This window comes from Streptomyces bluensis, assembly GCF_014650715.1.
Taxonomy (GTDB): Bacteria; Actinomycetota; Actinomycetes; order Streptomycetales; family Streptomycetaceae; genus Streptomyces; species Streptomyces bluensis.
Genome location: NZ_BMVM01000021.1, coordinates 109638 through 125203 on the forward strand (window position 1 = coordinate 109638; position 15566 = coordinate 125203).

Consider the following 15566-nt stretch of genomic DNA (forward strand, 5'->3'; position numbering starts at 1 on the left):
CTCGGCACCGGCCGTCGACTGGCACAATGCATCGAAAGTTCATGGGAGTTCACGGGGACGGGGGACGCGTCATGCGGCGTCAGGCGTTGGTGGTGGGCGTCGAAGGACCTGCCGCGGACCCCGCTGACGACTCACCCCCACCGTGGCAGCAACTGACCTTCGCGGCGCCGTGCGCGCAACGGGTGCGCACGGCGCTGGAGAAGGAGTACGCCTATGTCCTCTTGGAGCCCGATCGTGACCCCGCGTCCACCGCGGCCGCGCTGGGCGGCGCCCTGACTCAGGCCGTGAGCAGCGAGGCCGACTTCACCGTCATCCATCTCCTCGCACACGGAGCCCCGACCCGCAACGGTCACGGCATCCAGGCGGTGGGCGGGGACGGTCGCCTCACCGAGGAGCTGGCCCGTTGGGTCAACATGGCGGAGAACCAGGACACGGAGGGCAGCGGGGATCCGGCCGTTCTGCTGATCCTCGATCTGTGCCATGCCGGCGCCGTGGTGACCGAGCATCTGCGGTCGCTGGTCCGGCCGGAGCGCCGCCGTGTCTGGGTGCTCGCCGCCTGCCAGTCGAAGGAGGAGGCCTATGACGGCCGCCTGAGCACCGCCGTCGACGAGGTGCTTCGCGGCTTCGCCTCCGGGAACCTGAAGCTCGACCCATCGGTGCTGTACATCCCGATCGCCCGGTTCTGCCGTGAGGTGGCCCTCCATGTGGAATCGCGGAGCACATCCGTGAATCCACAATCCGTCGAGCAGCCATTGGCCGCGCTCGGTGCAGACCTGTCGCATCTGAGGTTCTTCGCCAACCCCCAGTACGAACCGGCCGGCGCGCGCAGGCTCACCGGCGTGGATCCTGCTGTGTTCACCCTCCTCGACGAAGTGGCCGACGCCCGCCACTTCGTGATCCGGGCGCATGGTGCCGACAGCGCCTTCGGCAACCTCGGCGCTCCGTCCTTCACCGGACGGAGTGACGAACTCCGTGAGCTGGCAGGCTGGTTGGATGGCCGTGGACCCTCGTTACGTGTGGTCACCGGCGTACCGGGGGTCGGCAAATCCGCTCTGATCGGCACCTTCGTGTGTGCCGCGCATCCGGCGCTGCACGAGACCACCGAGCAGTTGTGGCGGCCGTCGGGCGGCGACATTCACGAGACCACCGACGAACTCGCGATCGTGCACGCGCGACGGCGCGGTGTCCCGGAGATCCTCACCTCGCTCGCCACTCAGTGGGAGCTCAGTTCTCCCGGCGACGCGACGACGTGGACAACGGACCGGTTGGTCACGGCACTGCGGGCCAAGCCCGTTCCGCCCTGTCTCGTCATGGACGCGGTGGACGAGGCCGAGCACCCGGCCGATCTGGTCAGCGCCGTGCTGCTGCCCTTGGCATCCATTCGGCGGTCGGACGGGGGACCGCTGTGCAGGATGCTCGTCGCGACGCGTCCGGAAGCGGCACCACGGCCGCTCATCGAGGCGGCCCGTGCCTGCGACGGACTGATCGACCTGGACAAGGTGTCACCCCTGCGACTGCGCAAGGACCTGACCCAGTTCGTTCTGCGGGTACTGCGGCCGCTGCTCCCCGGCGTATCGCCGTGGTGCTCACTCGCGGCAGCCGAGAGCCTGGGCGGCGCGCTGGCCGACACCTTGTTGAACGGGCCACGCGAGTGGGGCGAGTTCCTTGTCGCCGGGCTCTATCTGAGACTCCTCCAGGAACAGATGCCACCGCCGGCGACGACCGAGCAGGCCGAGCGCCTGGGCAGTGAGGTGCCCCGTACGCTCGACGCGGTCCTCGACCTCCATCTCCGTCTTGACCCCCGACCGGGCCTGCACGAGCTGCTGGCCGCGCTGGCCTGGGCGGAGGGCGCGGGAATGCCGGAGGACCTTCTCGCCCAGGTCGCGAACCCCGATCCGGGTCCGGTCGGGGAAGACCGGGCACCCACCGCCGGTCTGCTTCGGGCCGCGCGTTTCTACATACGCCGCAACGTCGATCGTGAAGGCGCTCCGCTCTACCGGCTCTTCCATCAAGGGCTGGCCGACCGGCTCCGCGAACGTCCTGTCCTGGACGCGACCACGGTCTGGGATCGCCTGCTCGCGACGGTGCGCACAAGCGGCTCCGGCCGCCGCCGGTGGGCGACCGCCGAGCCGTATCTGCTGCGGCACGCGGCGCGTCACAGCGTCCTTGCCGGCAGGCTCGACGAACTCCTCCAGGACAGCGAATACCTCGTTCACGCGGACCCGGCCCCCCTGGCCCAGGAGCTCTACCACGGTGAACACGGCCCTCACGGAACGGTCTATCTGACCTCGTACGGAGCCCACCACGACGGTCCGCCCGGACAGCGGCGCGACATCCTGGCTGTCGACGCGGCCCGGCATCAGAAATGGCAGCTCGCGGCAGACCTCACGCAGGACACCGGCCGTCACATCGCCTGGACCGCCGGCCGGTCGCTGCACACCAACCTCCTGACGACACTGACCGGGCACCGCGGCAGGATCTGGGACCTGACAACCCTTGAGATGTACGGCCGTCCCCACGCCTTGACAGCTGGTCAGGACGGAACGGCTCGGCTGTGGGATCTGGACTCCGCGACGACGACGCTCGAACTCGGGAACCACGGTGCTCCGGTGGGAGGCGTGGTGGCCGGGAAAGTCGACGGCCGCCAACTCGCCGTGACTGGCTGCGACAGCGGCGAGCTACGGGGATGGGACCTGGCCACGGGACGTCTCCTATGGACCGCCCCGGCCCATACGGGTCCGATCTGGTCCATGGTGAGCGTGCGCTACAACGGGGTCCCCGCAGTGGCCAGCGCGGGCGAGGACCGGATGATCCACTACTGGGAACTCGCCACCGGAGCCCCGCTCGCCACCACGCACCTGTCCGCCATCAACGGCCATGTGTGGCACCTGTCCCGCGTCTCCGTCGACGGCATCGGCGACTGCGTCGTGGCCTGCTACGACAACTGGGTCAAGGTCCTGACCGTCCACGGCGAGGAGGTCGAGCTGCCGCACACCAACTGGGAGCGGCTGTCGTGCTACCGCTATCTCGATCTGGGACACGGTCCCGAGCCGGTCGCGGGTGATCGGGACGGAATCGTGTGGATCGGCAGTGACGAGTACCTCGAACTCCTCAACGAGGATCGTCCTCATGCCGACACCGTCTCCGATCTCACCGCCGCGTCGCTGGACGGATCCGTGTACCTCCTCAGCGCGGGCGAGGACGGTGTCGCGCAGCTGCATCCGCTGGACGGCAGCGGCAGTGCACGTCAGGTCGTCAGCCACACCACTGCGATCACCCGAGTCGCGGTCGTGTCCGAACCGCACCGGACTCGAATCCTCACGGCGAGCAACGGCGGTACCGTCCGCGTCTCGGACGCGGCCGGGGGCGAGGTGCCTCAACGCCACCCCGGGCACACCCACGCCATCAATGATCTGACGGTGCTTCCCGACGGACGACTGGTCTCCTGCAGCGAGGACGGAAGCATGGCTCTGTGGACCGCGGACGGTGCGGTCGGGCAGCGGATCACCCTGCTGCACCACACGGACTTCCCGTTGCCGGACCAAGCCACCGGCATCGCGGTCCTGACGGCCGGCGAACATCCGCGGATCGTCGCCTCGTGCGCACACGACGGGGTCGCTTTGTGGGACACGAACACGACCGAGAAGCATCTGGAACGGCGCGACCTGGGCGAAGGCCCTGGTGCCACCGCAATCATCACCATCACCATCGAGGGGGCCCGGCACATCGTCTATGCCTCCGCCCGAGGTGAGGTGGCGATAGCCACCGCCGATCATCTGGACCGGATGTCGCGCTGGCCCGACGTCGACATGACGGACCCGGCGTGGAGAGGAGAACCGGAGCGCGTCCTGCTCGCACCGACCGAGGCCAGGACCATCCACGAATGGGGAGGGAGGACAGTCCCTGTTCCCGTGGCCGCGACATGCCTGGCGGCCTCCGCCACCCACGCCGTCGCCGGATACCGTTCCGGTCACGTCCGGTCCGCACGCGTGCTGGGCCCGCCCCTGCCGCAGCTCGTCACCGAGCATCCTGTCGCCGTCCACACCGTCGCCGTCGTCGACCTCGACGGGCAGCCGCACGTCGTCAGCGGTGACGACCGCGGCGAGGTTCGTGTCACCGCACTCGACGCCACCCGGACGTTCACGCTGACCGGCCACACTCGTGCCGTCTTCGCCGCACTCCCGGTCCTGATCGACGGACACCCGCACCTCTACACCGGCGGACTCGACCGGTCGCTGCGGTTGTGGGACCTGAAAAGCGGTAGCCAGGCCGACGTCTTCTGGTTCCCGGACACCGTGTGCGCCATCGCCGTTGCCCCCGACGGCGCCCTGTACATCGGTGTAGGCCCGGACATCATCCACATGACACCGCACGACCGGCTCCAGGTACGCCCGATTCCGACTCCCGACCAAGGAACAAGCATCCGATGACCGCCTTTGTGGCCGTACACGGCGTGGGCCACTACCGGTCCGCCCTCTCACCGGCCGAGATCGTCACCGCTCGCTCAGCCGTCTGGGCCAAGGACCTCGCCGCCGGACTGGCCACGGCCGCCGAGCAGGTCCCTGTCACATACGCCTACTACGCCCACCATCTCCACCTCGGCAGGCCCGTCGCGCAAGGTGCCGAGGACTTCGAGCAGCTGGAGCGCGAGCATCCCCACCTGGCCGAGGACATCACTCACTGGGCGGAGTCGCTGGACGAGTCTCTGGGCCTGAGACTTCCGCCAGCGGCAACGGCTCAGGGACGGCTGACCGTTCCGCTCCGGCAACTCGTCTCCGCGATCTCCGAGCGTCTGAGCCTCGACGGCCGCCTCACCCGCGCGTTCATCGCCACCTTCTTCCGTGACGTGGCGCGCTATCTCGGCGGGCCGGACGACGCTGCCCGCGTTGCGGCGCGAGAGGAGGTCGCAGGCGTTATCTCCTCGACGGGCGCCCGCGTGGTCCTCGCCCACTCCCTGGGAAGCGTCGTGGCCTACGAGGCCCTCCACGCCCACCCGGAACTCGAAGTCGACCTGTTCCTGACACTCGGCTCCCCCCTCGCACTCCGCCACGGAGTCTTCGACCGCCTGTCACCGGCTCCGCTGGCCGACACCGGCGAACGGCCCACGGGGGTGCGCCGGTGGGTCAACCTGTCCGATCACGGGGACATCGTCGCCGTCCCTCGCCCCTTCAAGCGGCGCTTCCCGGGAGTCGATCTCGATCTCACGGACAGCATCGCCCCCTTCGACTTCCACCGAGTGGCCCCCTATCTACGGTCCTCTGTTGTGGCCGCGACGTTGGCGCCGTACCTCGTCAAAGACACCGATGTACGCGGATCCGACGCCAACTGATCCGAGAGAGAGTGGGCGACCACACCACCGATGCCCCGCGCGGAACCTCCGCGCGGGGCATCACTGCTACTCATAGGCACTACAAAAAGCGGCCTCCAGTCACTCCTCGTCCGGCGTCAGCCGCAACGAGATCGAGTTGATGCAGTACCGCTGATCGGTGGGCGTCGGGTACCCCTCACCCTCAAACACGTGACCCAGATGCGACCCACACCGCGCACACCGCACCTCCGTCCGCACCATCCCGTGTGAATGATCGGGCACAAGTTCCACAGCATCCGAGTTGCGTGCATCATAGAAGCTCGGCCAGCCGCAGTGGGACGCGAACTTGGTCTCGGAGGTGAAGAGTTCGGCGCCGCAGGCGCGGCAGGAGTAGACGCCCCTGGTCCTGGTGTCGGTGTACTCACCGGTGAAGGCGGGCTCCGTGCCGGCCTGGCGCAGGACCGCGTACTCGGCCGGGGTCAGCTCCGCACGCCACTGCTCGTCCGGCTTTTCGACGTCGTACGACATGAAGGCCAACCCCTTTGCTTGTGCTGCTACTTGTGCTGCGCGAGACGGTCCAGGATCAGTGGGCCCAGGTCGGTGACGTCACCCGCGCCCATGGTGAGAACGAGATCGCCGGCCTTCGCCATTCCCGCGACCACCGCGGGCGCCGCGTCCTTGTCGTGGACCGCCGTGACGTCCGCGCCCGCGGCCCGCGCCGCCTCGATGATCAGCTCGCTGGTGACGCCGGGGACCGGGTCCTCGCGGGCCGGGTAGATGTCCAGGACGACCGAGGCGTCGGCCAGCGCCAGGGACTGGCCCATCTCGGTGCCGAGTTCCTGGGTCCGCGAGAAGAGGTGCGGCTGGAAGAGCACCAGGATGCGGGCCTCGCCTGCGGCCGCGCGCATCGCCTCCAGATCCGCCGTCATCTCCGTCGGGTGGTGGGCGTAGGAGTCGATGACCTGGACGCCCGCGACCTCGCCCTTCAGCTGGAGGCGGCGCTTGACGCCGGTGTACGCGGCCAGGGCCGGGGCGAGCTCCGCGGCCGGGACGCCGAGGGCGGCGCCCGCCGTCAGCGCGGCCACCGCGTTGAGGGCGTAGTGACGGCCGGGGACCGAGACCGTGAAGGTGAGCTCCGCGCCCTCCCAGTCCACCGTGACCTCGCTCTTGAGGCCCTGCGGGACGATCGAGAGGACCCGTACGTCGGCGTCCTCCGCCTCGCCGTACGTCACGGTCCTCACCTGGCCGGCCAGCCGCCGTGTCAGCTCCCGCGCACCCTCGTGGTCCGCCGAGATCACCAGCGTGCCGCCGGGGACGATCCGGCCCGCGAACGTCTCGAAGGACTCGTGGATCTCGTCCATGGAGGCGTAGTTGGCGTGGTGGTCGAGTTCGACGTTGAGGACGATGGCGACCTCGGGCGCGTACTTGTGGAAGCTGCGGTCCGATTCGTCCGCCTCGGCGACGAAGATCTCGCCGTCGCCGTGCAGGGCGTTGGAGCCGGGGGCGTCGAGTTCGCCGCCGATCACGTACGACGGCTGAAGGCCCAGCTCGCTCAGCGACACGGCCAGCATCGAGGTCGTGGTGGTCTTGCCGTGGGTGCCCGCGACCGCGATCGGGCGCAGGCCCTCCATCAGGGCCGCCAGCGCGTCCGAGCGGTGGACCACGGGGATGCCGAGCTCCTGCGCGCGGGCCAGCTCCGGGTTGCCGGCGCGGATCGCGGAGGACACAACCACACAGCTCGCGTCGTCCGCCAGGTGCTCCGGCGCGTGCCCGATGTACACCGTCGTCCCCAGCGCGCGCAGCGCCTCGACGGTCGCCGACTCCTTGGTGTCACTGCCCGCCACCTTCGCCCCGCGCTGGGCGAGTATCTTCGCGACCCCCGACATCCCGGCCCCGCCGATCCCGATGAAGTGCGGTCGGTCCATGGCGGTAGGAAGGCCGGGTGCCATGCGCGTTTCTCCCAAGATCGGTACGGCGGTGAGGGCGCCCTGCGGTGAGGGCGGGCCCCCAGCCTATTGCGTGCGCGAGGGCACCTCCCCCTTCACGGCGAGCCGGGGCTCACAAACGGGTCGCCGGCGCCCGAACGGCTACGCCTTACGGTGCGAGAACAGCTTCAGCACCGGCACCCCCACCTTGTGCCGCGCCCGCGACGCCCAGTCCTGGTGGAAGAACTCCTCCACGTAGTGGGGATCGGTCAGCACGATGACCTCGTCCGCCTCCACCTCGTCGACCAGCGACTTCAGCGCGTCCAGCGGATGGGCCTCGATGAGCCGCCCCCGCGCTTCCTTGCCCGCCCCGTGCAGCGCCCGCAGGGACACCTCCAGGGCGCGCTGTCCGGGCTCCCGCGCCTCCGCCCCCTCGGGGGTCTCGCGCTCGCGGGCCGCCTCGTCCAGTTCGCCGAGGGCGAGGTCGTCGATGGCCCGCAGAAGGCGGTCCGCCTGGTCCCCGCGGGGCTGGAGCAGCACATGGAAGGAGACCGCCTCGTCGCCGTGGAGCGTGGTGACGAACTCCACGTCGGCGGACGTCAGGGCCTTCTCGATCATCAATACGCTCGTGAACACGGCTGGCGCCCTTCTCCGTCCAGGACCGGGACCGGGAGTTCCAGTGTGCCCAGCGACACCAGCAACGAACGGCACATTCCGCCCACAATCCTTCAGGTCCGACGGTAACGGCTGAACAGGAACCCGGCCTCCTCCAGGAGGGACACGAGTTCGAAACGCTTGGGTACGGCGACGGACGGGCCCCCGGCGATGCGCTGCGCGTCCCCCGCCGTGAGCATCGGGGCGAGCGTCAGACACAGCTCGTCCAGCACATCGGCCGCCACCAGCTGGCCCAGCAGACGCGGGCCGCCCTCGGTGAGCAGCCGGGTGTGGCCGAGGTCGGCGAGGGCGCGTACGGCCCGGGCGGGGTCCACCCCCATGCCGTCCCCGGCGATCACGACCCGGGCACCGGCCTTCTCCGCTGCGGCCACCCGGTCGGGGGCCGCCGCGGCTCCGGTGAGCAGGAGCGTGGGGACGAGGGGCGAAGTGAACAGCGGGAGCGAGAAGTCCAGGTCCAGGCTCGCGCTCACCACGGCGACGGCGGGCGCGGGGCCCTGCCCGGCGGCCTCCCGGCGCGCCGCGAAGGCCTCACGCGCGCGGGCCGGACGGTAACCCTCCTGACGTACGGTCTCCGCGCCCACCACCACCACGTCCGCGAGCCCCCGCAACGTGCCGAAGATGCGCATGTCGGCGGCGTGGGAGAGGGGCTGGGAGCGCCCGCCGTGCTGGGCGGCGCCGTCGAGGGTCGACACCATGTTGGCGCGCAGCCAGGGTTCGGGGGCGCCACCGGACGGCGAGGGGTAGGCGTACGCCTCGGCCAGTTCGTCGAGCCCCCACTCGCGGTCGGCACCGCTCCCCGCCACCGCGTCCGTGCCTCCGCCGGGTGCGCCTCCGGGTCGTCGCGGGGCTGTCACTTCGGTCACAGGGAACAGGCGTCGCATGTCGTGCAGTGTGGCACGACCCTTAGACTCGGTAACCGTGTCGTCGTCCTCCACCGCCGTGTCCGGGATCAGTCGCATACCCGAAGCGGCTCCGCTGTCCCTGTGCACCCGTGAGCCGTATGTCCCCGCGGACCGGCTCGTCGCCGAGATGGTGCCGCCGCCCCGGTTCGACTCGGTGCGCTTCGACACGTACATCCCGGACCCGAACCAGCCCAGCCAGACGGAGGCCGTCCGGGTACTGAGCGGCTTCGCGGCGGGTCTCGGCGGGGCGCCCGCAGGCGGGACGGCGCGGAGTGCGGGCGGACGCCGGCTCTTCGGCTTCGGCAAGGCCCGGAAGAAGACCCCCACCGGCCCGCGCGGCGTCTACCTCGACGGCGGTTACGGCGTCGGCAAGACCCATCTGCTGGCCTCGCTCTGGCACGCGGCCCCCGCCGAGCCCGCGCTCAAGGCCTTCGGCACGTTCGTGGAGCTGACGAACCTGGTCGGGGCGCTCGGCTTCCAGAAGACGGTCCAGACCCTGTCCGGACACCGTCTGGTGTGCATCGACGAGTTCGAACTGGACGACCCGGGCGACACCGTGCTGGTCTCGACCCTGCTGGGCAAGCTCGTCGACGCGGGGGTCGCGCTCGCCGCCACCTCGAACACCCTGCCGGGCAAGCTCGGTGAGGGCCGGTTCGCGGCGGCCGACTTCCTGCGCGAGATCCAGGGACTGTCGGCGCACTTCCGCGCCCTGCGCATCGACGGCGAGGACTACCGTCACCGCGGGCTGCCCGAGGCCCCGGCGCCGTACTCCGAGGAGCAGGTCACGAAGGCCGCGTACGCCACCGACGGCGCCTCCCTCGACGAGTTCCCGCAGTTGCTGGACCACCTGGCGCGCGTCCACCCGAGCCGTTACGGCGCCCTCACCGACGGCCTGAAGGCCGTGTGTCTCACCGATGTGCAGCCCGTTCCGGACCAGTCGACCGCCCTGCGGCTCGTCGTGCTCGCCGACCGGCTGTACGACCGCGAGGTGCCGGTCCTCGCCTCGGGGCTGCCCTTCGACAGGCTGTTCAGCGAGGACATGCTGAACGGCGGCTACCGCAAGAAGTACTTCCGGGCCATTTCCCGTCTCACCGCGCTCGCACGCGACGCCAAGGTGCTCGTCGAGCACTGAGGGCGCTCACCGCCCGACGGGTGGGCACAAAAGCCCGACGGGCGGGCCCAAATCCCTGCGAACACCGTGACGCCCTGCCCTGCAACGCCCTGGCCTGCCCTGCAGCGCTCTGACCTGCCCTGCCCAACTCGCGATGCACCGCGCCCCCGGTCAAGGCCCATTTCAAGCCAACTCGGCCTCGCTTTCAGGCTCTCTTCAGCATGAAACGTTAAGTTTACGCAGCAAACATCTACGCCGGGTTACCGTTGTTCTTGACCCGTCGTTGACCAACTGTTGACGCGCCCAAAAGACTGTGAACACGCGGGAGGAGGGACATGATGCGAGGTAGAAGGGGCTTGACCATGGTTGAACTCCTCGCCGTCGTCCTGCTCTGCCTCCCGTTCCTCATCCCCACGGCCTCCTTCGCATCCGCGCACACCACCCGCGATGCCAAGGTCAACGCCGCGCCCGGAAAAGTACTCACGGGTAAGGCGCTGCGCGACGAGATCGTCACCCACCGCAAGTGCGACCACTCCCGGGACCCGCTCGGCCCGCTGCCCAGGACCGACCGGCATCGCGCGGCCGACTCCGTGCCGTCGGCGCCGGGGCGTCCGCTGCCGGGTACGGATCGGGCATCCGCTGACGAGCCGGTCGCACGTGTCGCGTCGCATCACCAGGGGGCGAGACCGCGGACGGCCCACACCCCGGCCACACTCCAGGTCTTCCGCTGCTGAGCAGCAGAGTTCTCTCTCCCCCCCCACGCTCTGTTCTTGTCAGCCCGACGCGCCGCCATGGCGCGCCAGGAGGAGTCACCACACCATGCAGCCCCTCATCGACAACGCCCGTACGTTCGGACAGCGCCCTGAGGAGTTCGCCAGGCTGGCCGAAGGCCAGTCCCCCCAAGTCCTGTTCATCACCTGCTCGGACTCCCGCGTCGTCCCGGCCCTGATCACGGGCGCCCGCCCCGGCGAGCTCTTCGAACTGCGCACCGCGGGCAACATCGTCCCCCCGTACGCCTCCGACCGCCCCACGAGCGAGGCGTGCACCATCGAGTACGCCGTGGAGGTCCTCGGCGTGCAGGACATCGTCGTCTGCGGCCACTCGCACTGCGGAGCGGTCGGCGCGCTGGTGCGCGGCGACGACCTCACCGCCGTACCCGCCGTACGGGACTGGCTCACGCACGCCGCGGACGAACCCAGGTCCACCGACGCGGCGGACCCCGCCGTCGCCGAAGCCGTACAGAACCACGTCCTGGCGCAGCTCCTGCGGCTGCGTTCCTACCCGTGCGTCGAACAGCGCCTGGCATCGGGGCGGCTCCGGCTGAGGGGCTGGTACTACGAGGTGCACACCGGCGCCGTACGCGAACACCGCGCGGACACCGACTCGTTCGTGTCCCTGTGAGCGGGGGAACAACTGTGCTGACCAAGTTCCCCCATCTGAGGCAGGACTTCGCCGCCTCGCTCGTCGTGTTCCTCGTCGCCCTCCCGCTGTGCGTGGGCGTCGCCGTCGCCTCCGGGGTCCCGGCAGAGCTCGGCCTCGTCACCGGCATCGTGGGCGGCATCGTCACCGGTCTCATGCGGGGCAGCAGCCTCCAGGTGTCCGGTCCGGCGGCCGGTCTGACCGTGCTGGTCTTCGAGGCGGTCACCGAGTTCGGGCTGGCCGCGCTGGGCGTCATCGTGCTGGCCACCGGGCTGCTCCAGCTCACCATGGGAGCCCTGAAGCTGGGCCGCTGGTTCCGGGCGATATCCGTGTCCGTCGTCGAGGGCATGCTGGCCGGTATCGGGCTCGTCATCATCGCGGGCCAGCTCTACGCCGCGGCCGGGCTCAAGGCACCCGCCTCCGGCCTCGACAAGATCGCCGGCCTGCCCGGCGCGGCCGCCGGCGCCCTCGGCAGCACCGGGGCCCTGGCCTCGCTCGCGATCGGCGCGGGCACCATCGCCGTGATGGTGCTGTGGAAGCGGCTGCCGAAGAAGGCGCAGACCGTTCCGGGCGCACTCGCCGCGGTGGCCCTGGCCACCCTGGCCTCCGTCGTCCTCAGCCTCCCGGTCGCCACCGTCGAGGTGAAGGGTCTGCTGGACTCCATCCAGCCACCCGGCTTCGACGCCTTCGGCGAGCTGGCGAACCTGAGCATCCTCGGCACGATCCTCGCGTTCACGCTGATCGCCTCCGCCGAGTCGCTCTTCAGCGCCGCGGCCGTGGACCGGCTGCACGACGGGCCGCGGACCGAGTACGACAAGGAGCTGATGGCCCAAGGTGCGGGCAACACGGTGTGCGGTGTGCTCGGCGCGCTGCCGATGACCGCGGTGATCGTGCGCAGCTCGGCGAACGTCCAGGCGGGCGCGAAGACCAAGGCGTCCCGGGTGCTGCACGGCGTGTGGCTCCTGCTGTTCGCGGCGCTGCTGCCGTCCACGCTGGCGCTCATCCCGATCCCCGCCCTGGCGGGCATCCTCATCCACGCGGGCTGGAAGCTGATCCCCTTCCGGGGGCTCGTCGGACTGTGGCGGGCGCACCGGGGTGAGGCCCTGATCCTCGTGGTCACCGCGGTGGGGATCGTCGCGGTGAACATGTTCGAGGGCGTCCTGATCGGTCTTGCCCTCTCGGTGATCAAGACCGCGTGGGAGGCCTCGCACATCAAGCTGGAGGTCATCGACAAGGGCGCCGGACCCATCCAGGCGTACCTGTCGGGCAACGCGACCTTCCTGCGCCTGCCGAAGATCCTCGACAGTCTGGAGGCCCTGCCGCAGGACCGCCCGATCGAGGTGGACCTCTCCGGTCTCCATCACCTCGACCACGCCTGCCGCACGGCCCTGGAGAACTGGGCCGAGCGCCACAGCGCACCGGACACCGAGCCGGTGAGGGTGACCTCGGACACGGCGTGAGCCCGTAGGGCGCCTACAGGGCAGGGCTGCCGGTGACGCTGTTGCGCCACCGGCGGCCCTGTCTGCCTCTTCCCTCCGGAGTGCGGCCGGTCGGTCTCGTCTGCCGGGTTGCCGTCGGTGGTCGGCTGCGGGATGGGGACGCCCCCCGTAAGGGGCGCGGGGAACTGCGCGACAAGCCACAACGAACCCGCAGCCACGCACCACCCCGCACCCCGCACCCCGCACCCCGCACGTGGCATATCGTGGTATTCGCAGGCAAAAGGTGAACACGACCATACGCACGACGGCTCGAAAGGGGGTCGTCATGATCGAGGCACTGGTGAGTGCGGCTGTGGCGGTCGGCTGCGCCGGAGGGGTCTACGCCGCGGCGGCGGCACGCGTCGTGAAGCAGTACGAGCGCGGTGTGGTGCTCCGGCTCGGACGGCTGCTCGGAGAACCCCGTCCGCCCGGTTTCACCATGGTGATCCCCGGGGTCGACCGGCTCCGCAAGGTCAACATGCAGATCGTGACGCTGCCGGTGCCCGCGCAGGAGGGCATCACCCGGGACAACGTGACGGTACGGGTCGACGCCGTCGTCTACTTCAAGGTCCACGACGCGGTCAGCGCCGTCATCAACGTCGAGGACTACCGCTTCGCCGTCTCCCAGATGGCCCAGACCTCCCTCCGCTCGATCATCGGCAAGAGCGACCTGGACGACCTGCTGTCGAACCGCGAGAAGCTCAACCAGGGGCTGGAGCTGATGATCGACAGCCCCGCCGTGGGCTGGGGCGTACAGGTCGACCGCGTGGAGATCAAGGACGTGTCGCTGCCGGAGTCCATGAAGCGTTCGATGGCCCGCCAGGCCGAGGCGGACCGCGAGCGGCGGGCCCGCATCATCAACGCCGACGCGGAGCTCCAGGCGTCGAAGGTGCTCGCCGAGGCGGCCCAGCAGATGGCCGACACCCCCGCCGCGCTCCAGCTCCGCCTGCTCCAGACCGTGGTCGCGGTCGCGGCCGAGAAGAACTCCACGCTCGTGCTGCCCTTCCCCGTGGAACTGCTGCGGTTCCTGGAGCGGGCGCACCAGGAGGGGCAGCCCGACGGGGCACAGGAAACGACCACACAGCCACCGGCGCGGCCGGCCTCCGCACCGCCGCCCGAGGTCACGTCCCGGCCGCCCAAGGCCGACGGAGTGACACCACCGAGCACGGAGTGAGACCTTCTCCGCGCGTGGTTCACGGCACCGAAGTGGCGTGATACACACAGGCGGGTCACATCCTGTCCGCCAGCAGGAAGGTTTCCCCATGTCTGTGACACGACGCACTTCGGTGACCCGACGTCAGATGATGGCCCGCTCCGGTGCTCTGGGAGCGGGCATCGCGTTCACCGGCGCCCTCTCCGAACTCTTCGCGGGCACCGCCGCCGCGCAGGGCGTGGGCCACTCCGGCTACGGCCCGCTGATCCCCGACCCCGACGGTCTGCTCGACCTGCCGAAGGGATTCCGCTACCGGGTCCTGTCCCGCGAGGGCGACCCGCTCCTCTCCGGTGAGGGCCGGGTGCCCAGCAACCATGACGGCATGGCTGCCTTTGCCGGGCGTTCGGGCGGCAGAGACAGCCGCGTCCACCTGGTCCGCAACCACGAGAACCGCGTCACCGGCCGGATCGGCGTCCCCACCGTCGAGGGCCTGACGTACGACCCGATGGGCAAGGGCGGTTGTACGTCCCTGACGCTCGACCGGCGGGGCAACGTCCTCGACGAGCGGGTCGCGATCGCCGGTACCGCGGTCAACTGCGCGGGCGGGCCCACCCCTTGGGGTACCTGGCTGACCTGCGAGGAGACCGAGGACAAGGCGGGCACGAACGGCTACACCAAGGACCACGGCTTCATCTTCGAGGTCGACCCCGCGGACCCGCACCGCTCCGGCGCCGTACCGCTCACCGCGATGGGCCGCTTCCAGCACGAGGCGATCGCCGTCGACCCGCGCCGCGGCATCGTCTACGAGACCGAGGACGCCTTCGACAGGCCGTTCGGTCTCTTCTACCGGTTCCTCCCCGACAAGCCTCGCGGCGGCCTCGGTTCGCTGCGCGCGGGCGGCCGCCTCCAGGCGATGCGCGTACCCGGCGTGCCCGACCTCTCCTCGATCCAGGAGACCGGCGCGGCCTTCGACGGCATCGAATGGGTGGACGTGCCGGATCCGCTCGCCGTCCACACCCCCATCCGCCTCCAGGACTTCGGCCCGAAAGGCATCACGCACGCGCAGAAACTGGAGGGCTGCTACTGGGGCGGCACGAGCGTGTACTTCGTCTCGTCCTTCGCGCGCAGCGCGGAGGGCTCGGCCGCGGACCACTACGGCCAGATCTGGCGCTACGACCCGGCGGCGCGCCGCCTCACCCTGGTGATCGTCTTCGGCCCGGACACGGACGTCCAGCTCCCGGGCGAGTCACCCGACAACATCTGCCTCGCCCCCAGCGGCGGCCTGATGGTCTGCGAGGACGGCAACGGCGCCCAGCACGTCTTCGGAGTGACGCGCAAGGGCGAGGTCTACGCACTGGCCCGCAACGCGCAAAACACAGGCACCCCCGACGAACCGGAGTGGGGCGAGTTCGCGGGCGTCACCTTCTCCCCGGACGGCGAGACGATGTACGTCAACTGCTACACCCCCGGAACGACGTTCGCGGTCACGGGCCCATGGCGCCGGACCTGACCCGCTGACGTGCGGGACTGACACGCGGCTGACGTGCGCGACTGACGTGGGCGACTGATCCGCGCACCTGGCACGCCGGCCCCGG

At 70.2% G+C, this 15566-nt stretch carries 12 protein-coding genes; 8 read left to right on the plus strand and 4 right to left on the minus strand.

The window, feature by feature from the left end:
* The first annotated feature begins 41 nt into the window (after nt 1–41).
* Both IE262_RS34220 and IE262_RS34225 read left to right on the plus strand, forming a co-directional pair.
* Complete coding sequence (locus IE262_RS34220; RefSeq protein WP_189879209.1) at nt 42–4430, plus strand: WD40 repeat domain-containing protein; 4389 nt, start codon at nt 42–44, stop codon at nt 4428–4430.
* Entirely contained in the window at nt 4427–5329 is a 903-nt protein-coding gene (locus IE262_RS34225) for a hypothetical protein (protein ID WP_189879211.1), read from the plus strand. The genes IE262_RS34220 and IE262_RS34225 overlap by 4 nt, the downstream gene beginning before the upstream one ends.
* A gap of 99 nt (nt 5330–5428) precedes the next feature.
* Here the strand turns inward: IE262_RS34225 and msrB are convergent, their stop codons facing one another.
* From msrB to IE262_RS34245, 4 genes are all read right to left on the minus strand, one after another.
* Nucleotides 5429–5836 carry a peptide-methionine (R)-S-oxide reductase MsrB gene (msrB, locus tag IE262_RS34230; protein WP_189879213.1) on the minus strand — a complete coding sequence of 136 codons (408 nt, stop codon included), beginning with the start codon at nt 5834–5836 and terminating at the stop codon, nt 5429–5431.
* 26 nt (nt 5837–5862) lie between these two features.
* The gene (gene murC / locus IE262_RS34235; protein ID WP_189879215.1) at nt 5863–7257 is read right to left on the minus strand and encodes a UDP-N-acetylmuramate--L-alanine ligase; all 1395 of its coding nucleotides are present in this window, start codon (nt 7255–7257) and stop codon (nt 5863–5865) included.
* Between the two features lie 138 nt (nt 7258–7395).
* Nucleotides 7396–7869 carry an indole-3-glycerol phosphate synthase gene (locus IE262_RS34240; RefSeq protein WP_189879217.1) on the minus strand — a complete coding sequence of 158 codons (474 nt, stop codon included), beginning with the start codon at nt 7867–7869 and terminating at the stop codon, nt 7396–7398.
* 92 nt (nt 7870–7961) lie between these two features.
* A complete protein-coding gene (locus IE262_RS34245) occupies nt 7962–8789 on the minus strand; it encodes a pyrimidine reductase family protein (protein WP_229877770.1) in 828 nt (275 codons plus the stop codon).
* On the opposite strand from IE262_RS34245, the gene zapE reads away from it, so the two are divergent.
* The 6 genes from zapE (at nt 8788) to IE262_RS34275 (ending at nt 15481) form a co-directional block, all read left to right on the plus strand.
* Entirely contained in the window at nt 8788–9942 is a 1155-nt protein-coding gene (zapE, locus tag IE262_RS34250; RefSeq protein ID WP_373305208.1) for a cell division protein ZapE, read from the plus strand. The genes IE262_RS34245 and zapE overlap by 2 nt on opposite strands.
* 341 nt (nt 9943–10283) lie before the next feature.
* Nucleotides 10284–10655 carry a hypothetical protein gene (locus IE262_RS34255; protein WP_229877772.1) on the plus strand — a complete coding sequence of 124 codons (372 nt, stop codon included), beginning with the start codon at nt 10284–10286 and terminating at the stop codon, nt 10653–10655.
* An 85-nt stretch (nt 10656–10740) separates the two neighbouring features.
* A complete protein-coding gene (locus tag IE262_RS34260) occupies nt 10741–11322 on the plus strand; it encodes a carbonic anhydrase (protein ID WP_134028834.1) in 582 nt (193 codons plus the stop codon).
* 14 nt (nt 11323–11336) lie between these two features.
* Complete coding sequence (locus IE262_RS34265; protein WP_189879221.1) at nt 11337–12800, plus strand: SulP family inorganic anion transporter; 1464 nt, start codon at nt 11337–11339, stop codon at nt 12798–12800.
* A gap of 304 nt (nt 12801–13104) precedes the next feature.
* Entirely contained in the window at nt 13105–13992 is an 888-nt protein-coding gene (locus IE262_RS34270; RefSeq protein ID WP_134028838.1) for a slipin family protein, read from the plus strand.
* Between the two features lie 88 nt (nt 13993–14080).
* On the plus strand, nt 14081–15481 hold the full coding sequence (locus IE262_RS34275) for a PhoX family protein (protein ID WP_189879223.1): 1401 nt from the start codon (nt 14081–14083) through the stop codon (nt 15479–15481).
* The last annotated feature ends 85 nt before the right edge of the window (nt 15482–15566 follow it).

What these genes read in the sequence shown, in the direction of transcription:
- IE262_RS34225 (WP_189879211.1), top strand. Translation starts at nt 4,427, where the DNA reads ATGACCGCCTTTGTGGCCGTACACGGCGTGGGCCACTACCGGTCCGCC.
- zapE (WP_373305208.1), top strand. Translation starts at nt 8,788, where the DNA reads ATGTCGTGCAGTGTGGCACGACCCTTAGACTCGGTAACCGTGTCGTCG.
- IE262_RS34245 (WP_229877770.1), bottom strand. Translation starts at nt 8,789, where the DNA reads ATGCGACGCCTGTTCCCTGTGACCGAAGTGACAGCCCCGCGACGACCC.
- murC (WP_189879215.1), bottom strand. Translation starts at nt 7,257, where the DNA reads ATGGCACCCGGCCTTCCTACCGCCATGGACCGACCGCACTTCATCGGG.
- IE262_RS34275 (WP_189879223.1), top strand. Translation starts at nt 14,081, where the DNA reads ATGTCTGTGACACGACGCACTTCGGTGACCCGACGTCAGATGATGGCC.
- IE262_RS34220 (WP_189879209.1), top strand. Translation starts at nt 42, where the DNA reads ATGGGAGTTCACGGGGACGGGGGACGCGTCATGCGGCGTCAGGCGTTG.
- IE262_RS34255 (WP_229877772.1), top strand. Translation starts at nt 10,284, where the DNA reads ATGGTTGAACTCCTCGCCGTCGTCCTGCTCTGCCTCCCGTTCCTCATC.
- IE262_RS34260 (WP_134028834.1), top strand. Translation starts at nt 10,741, where the DNA reads ATGCAGCCCCTCATCGACAACGCCCGTACGTTCGGACAGCGCCCTGAG.
- IE262_RS34270 (WP_134028838.1), top strand. Translation starts at nt 13,105, where the DNA reads ATGATCGAGGCACTGGTGAGTGCGGCTGTGGCGGTCGGCTGCGCCGGA.
- msrB (WP_189879213.1), bottom strand. Translation starts at nt 5,836, where the DNA reads ATGTCGTACGACGTCGAAAAGCCGGACGAGCAGTGGCGTGCGGAGCTG.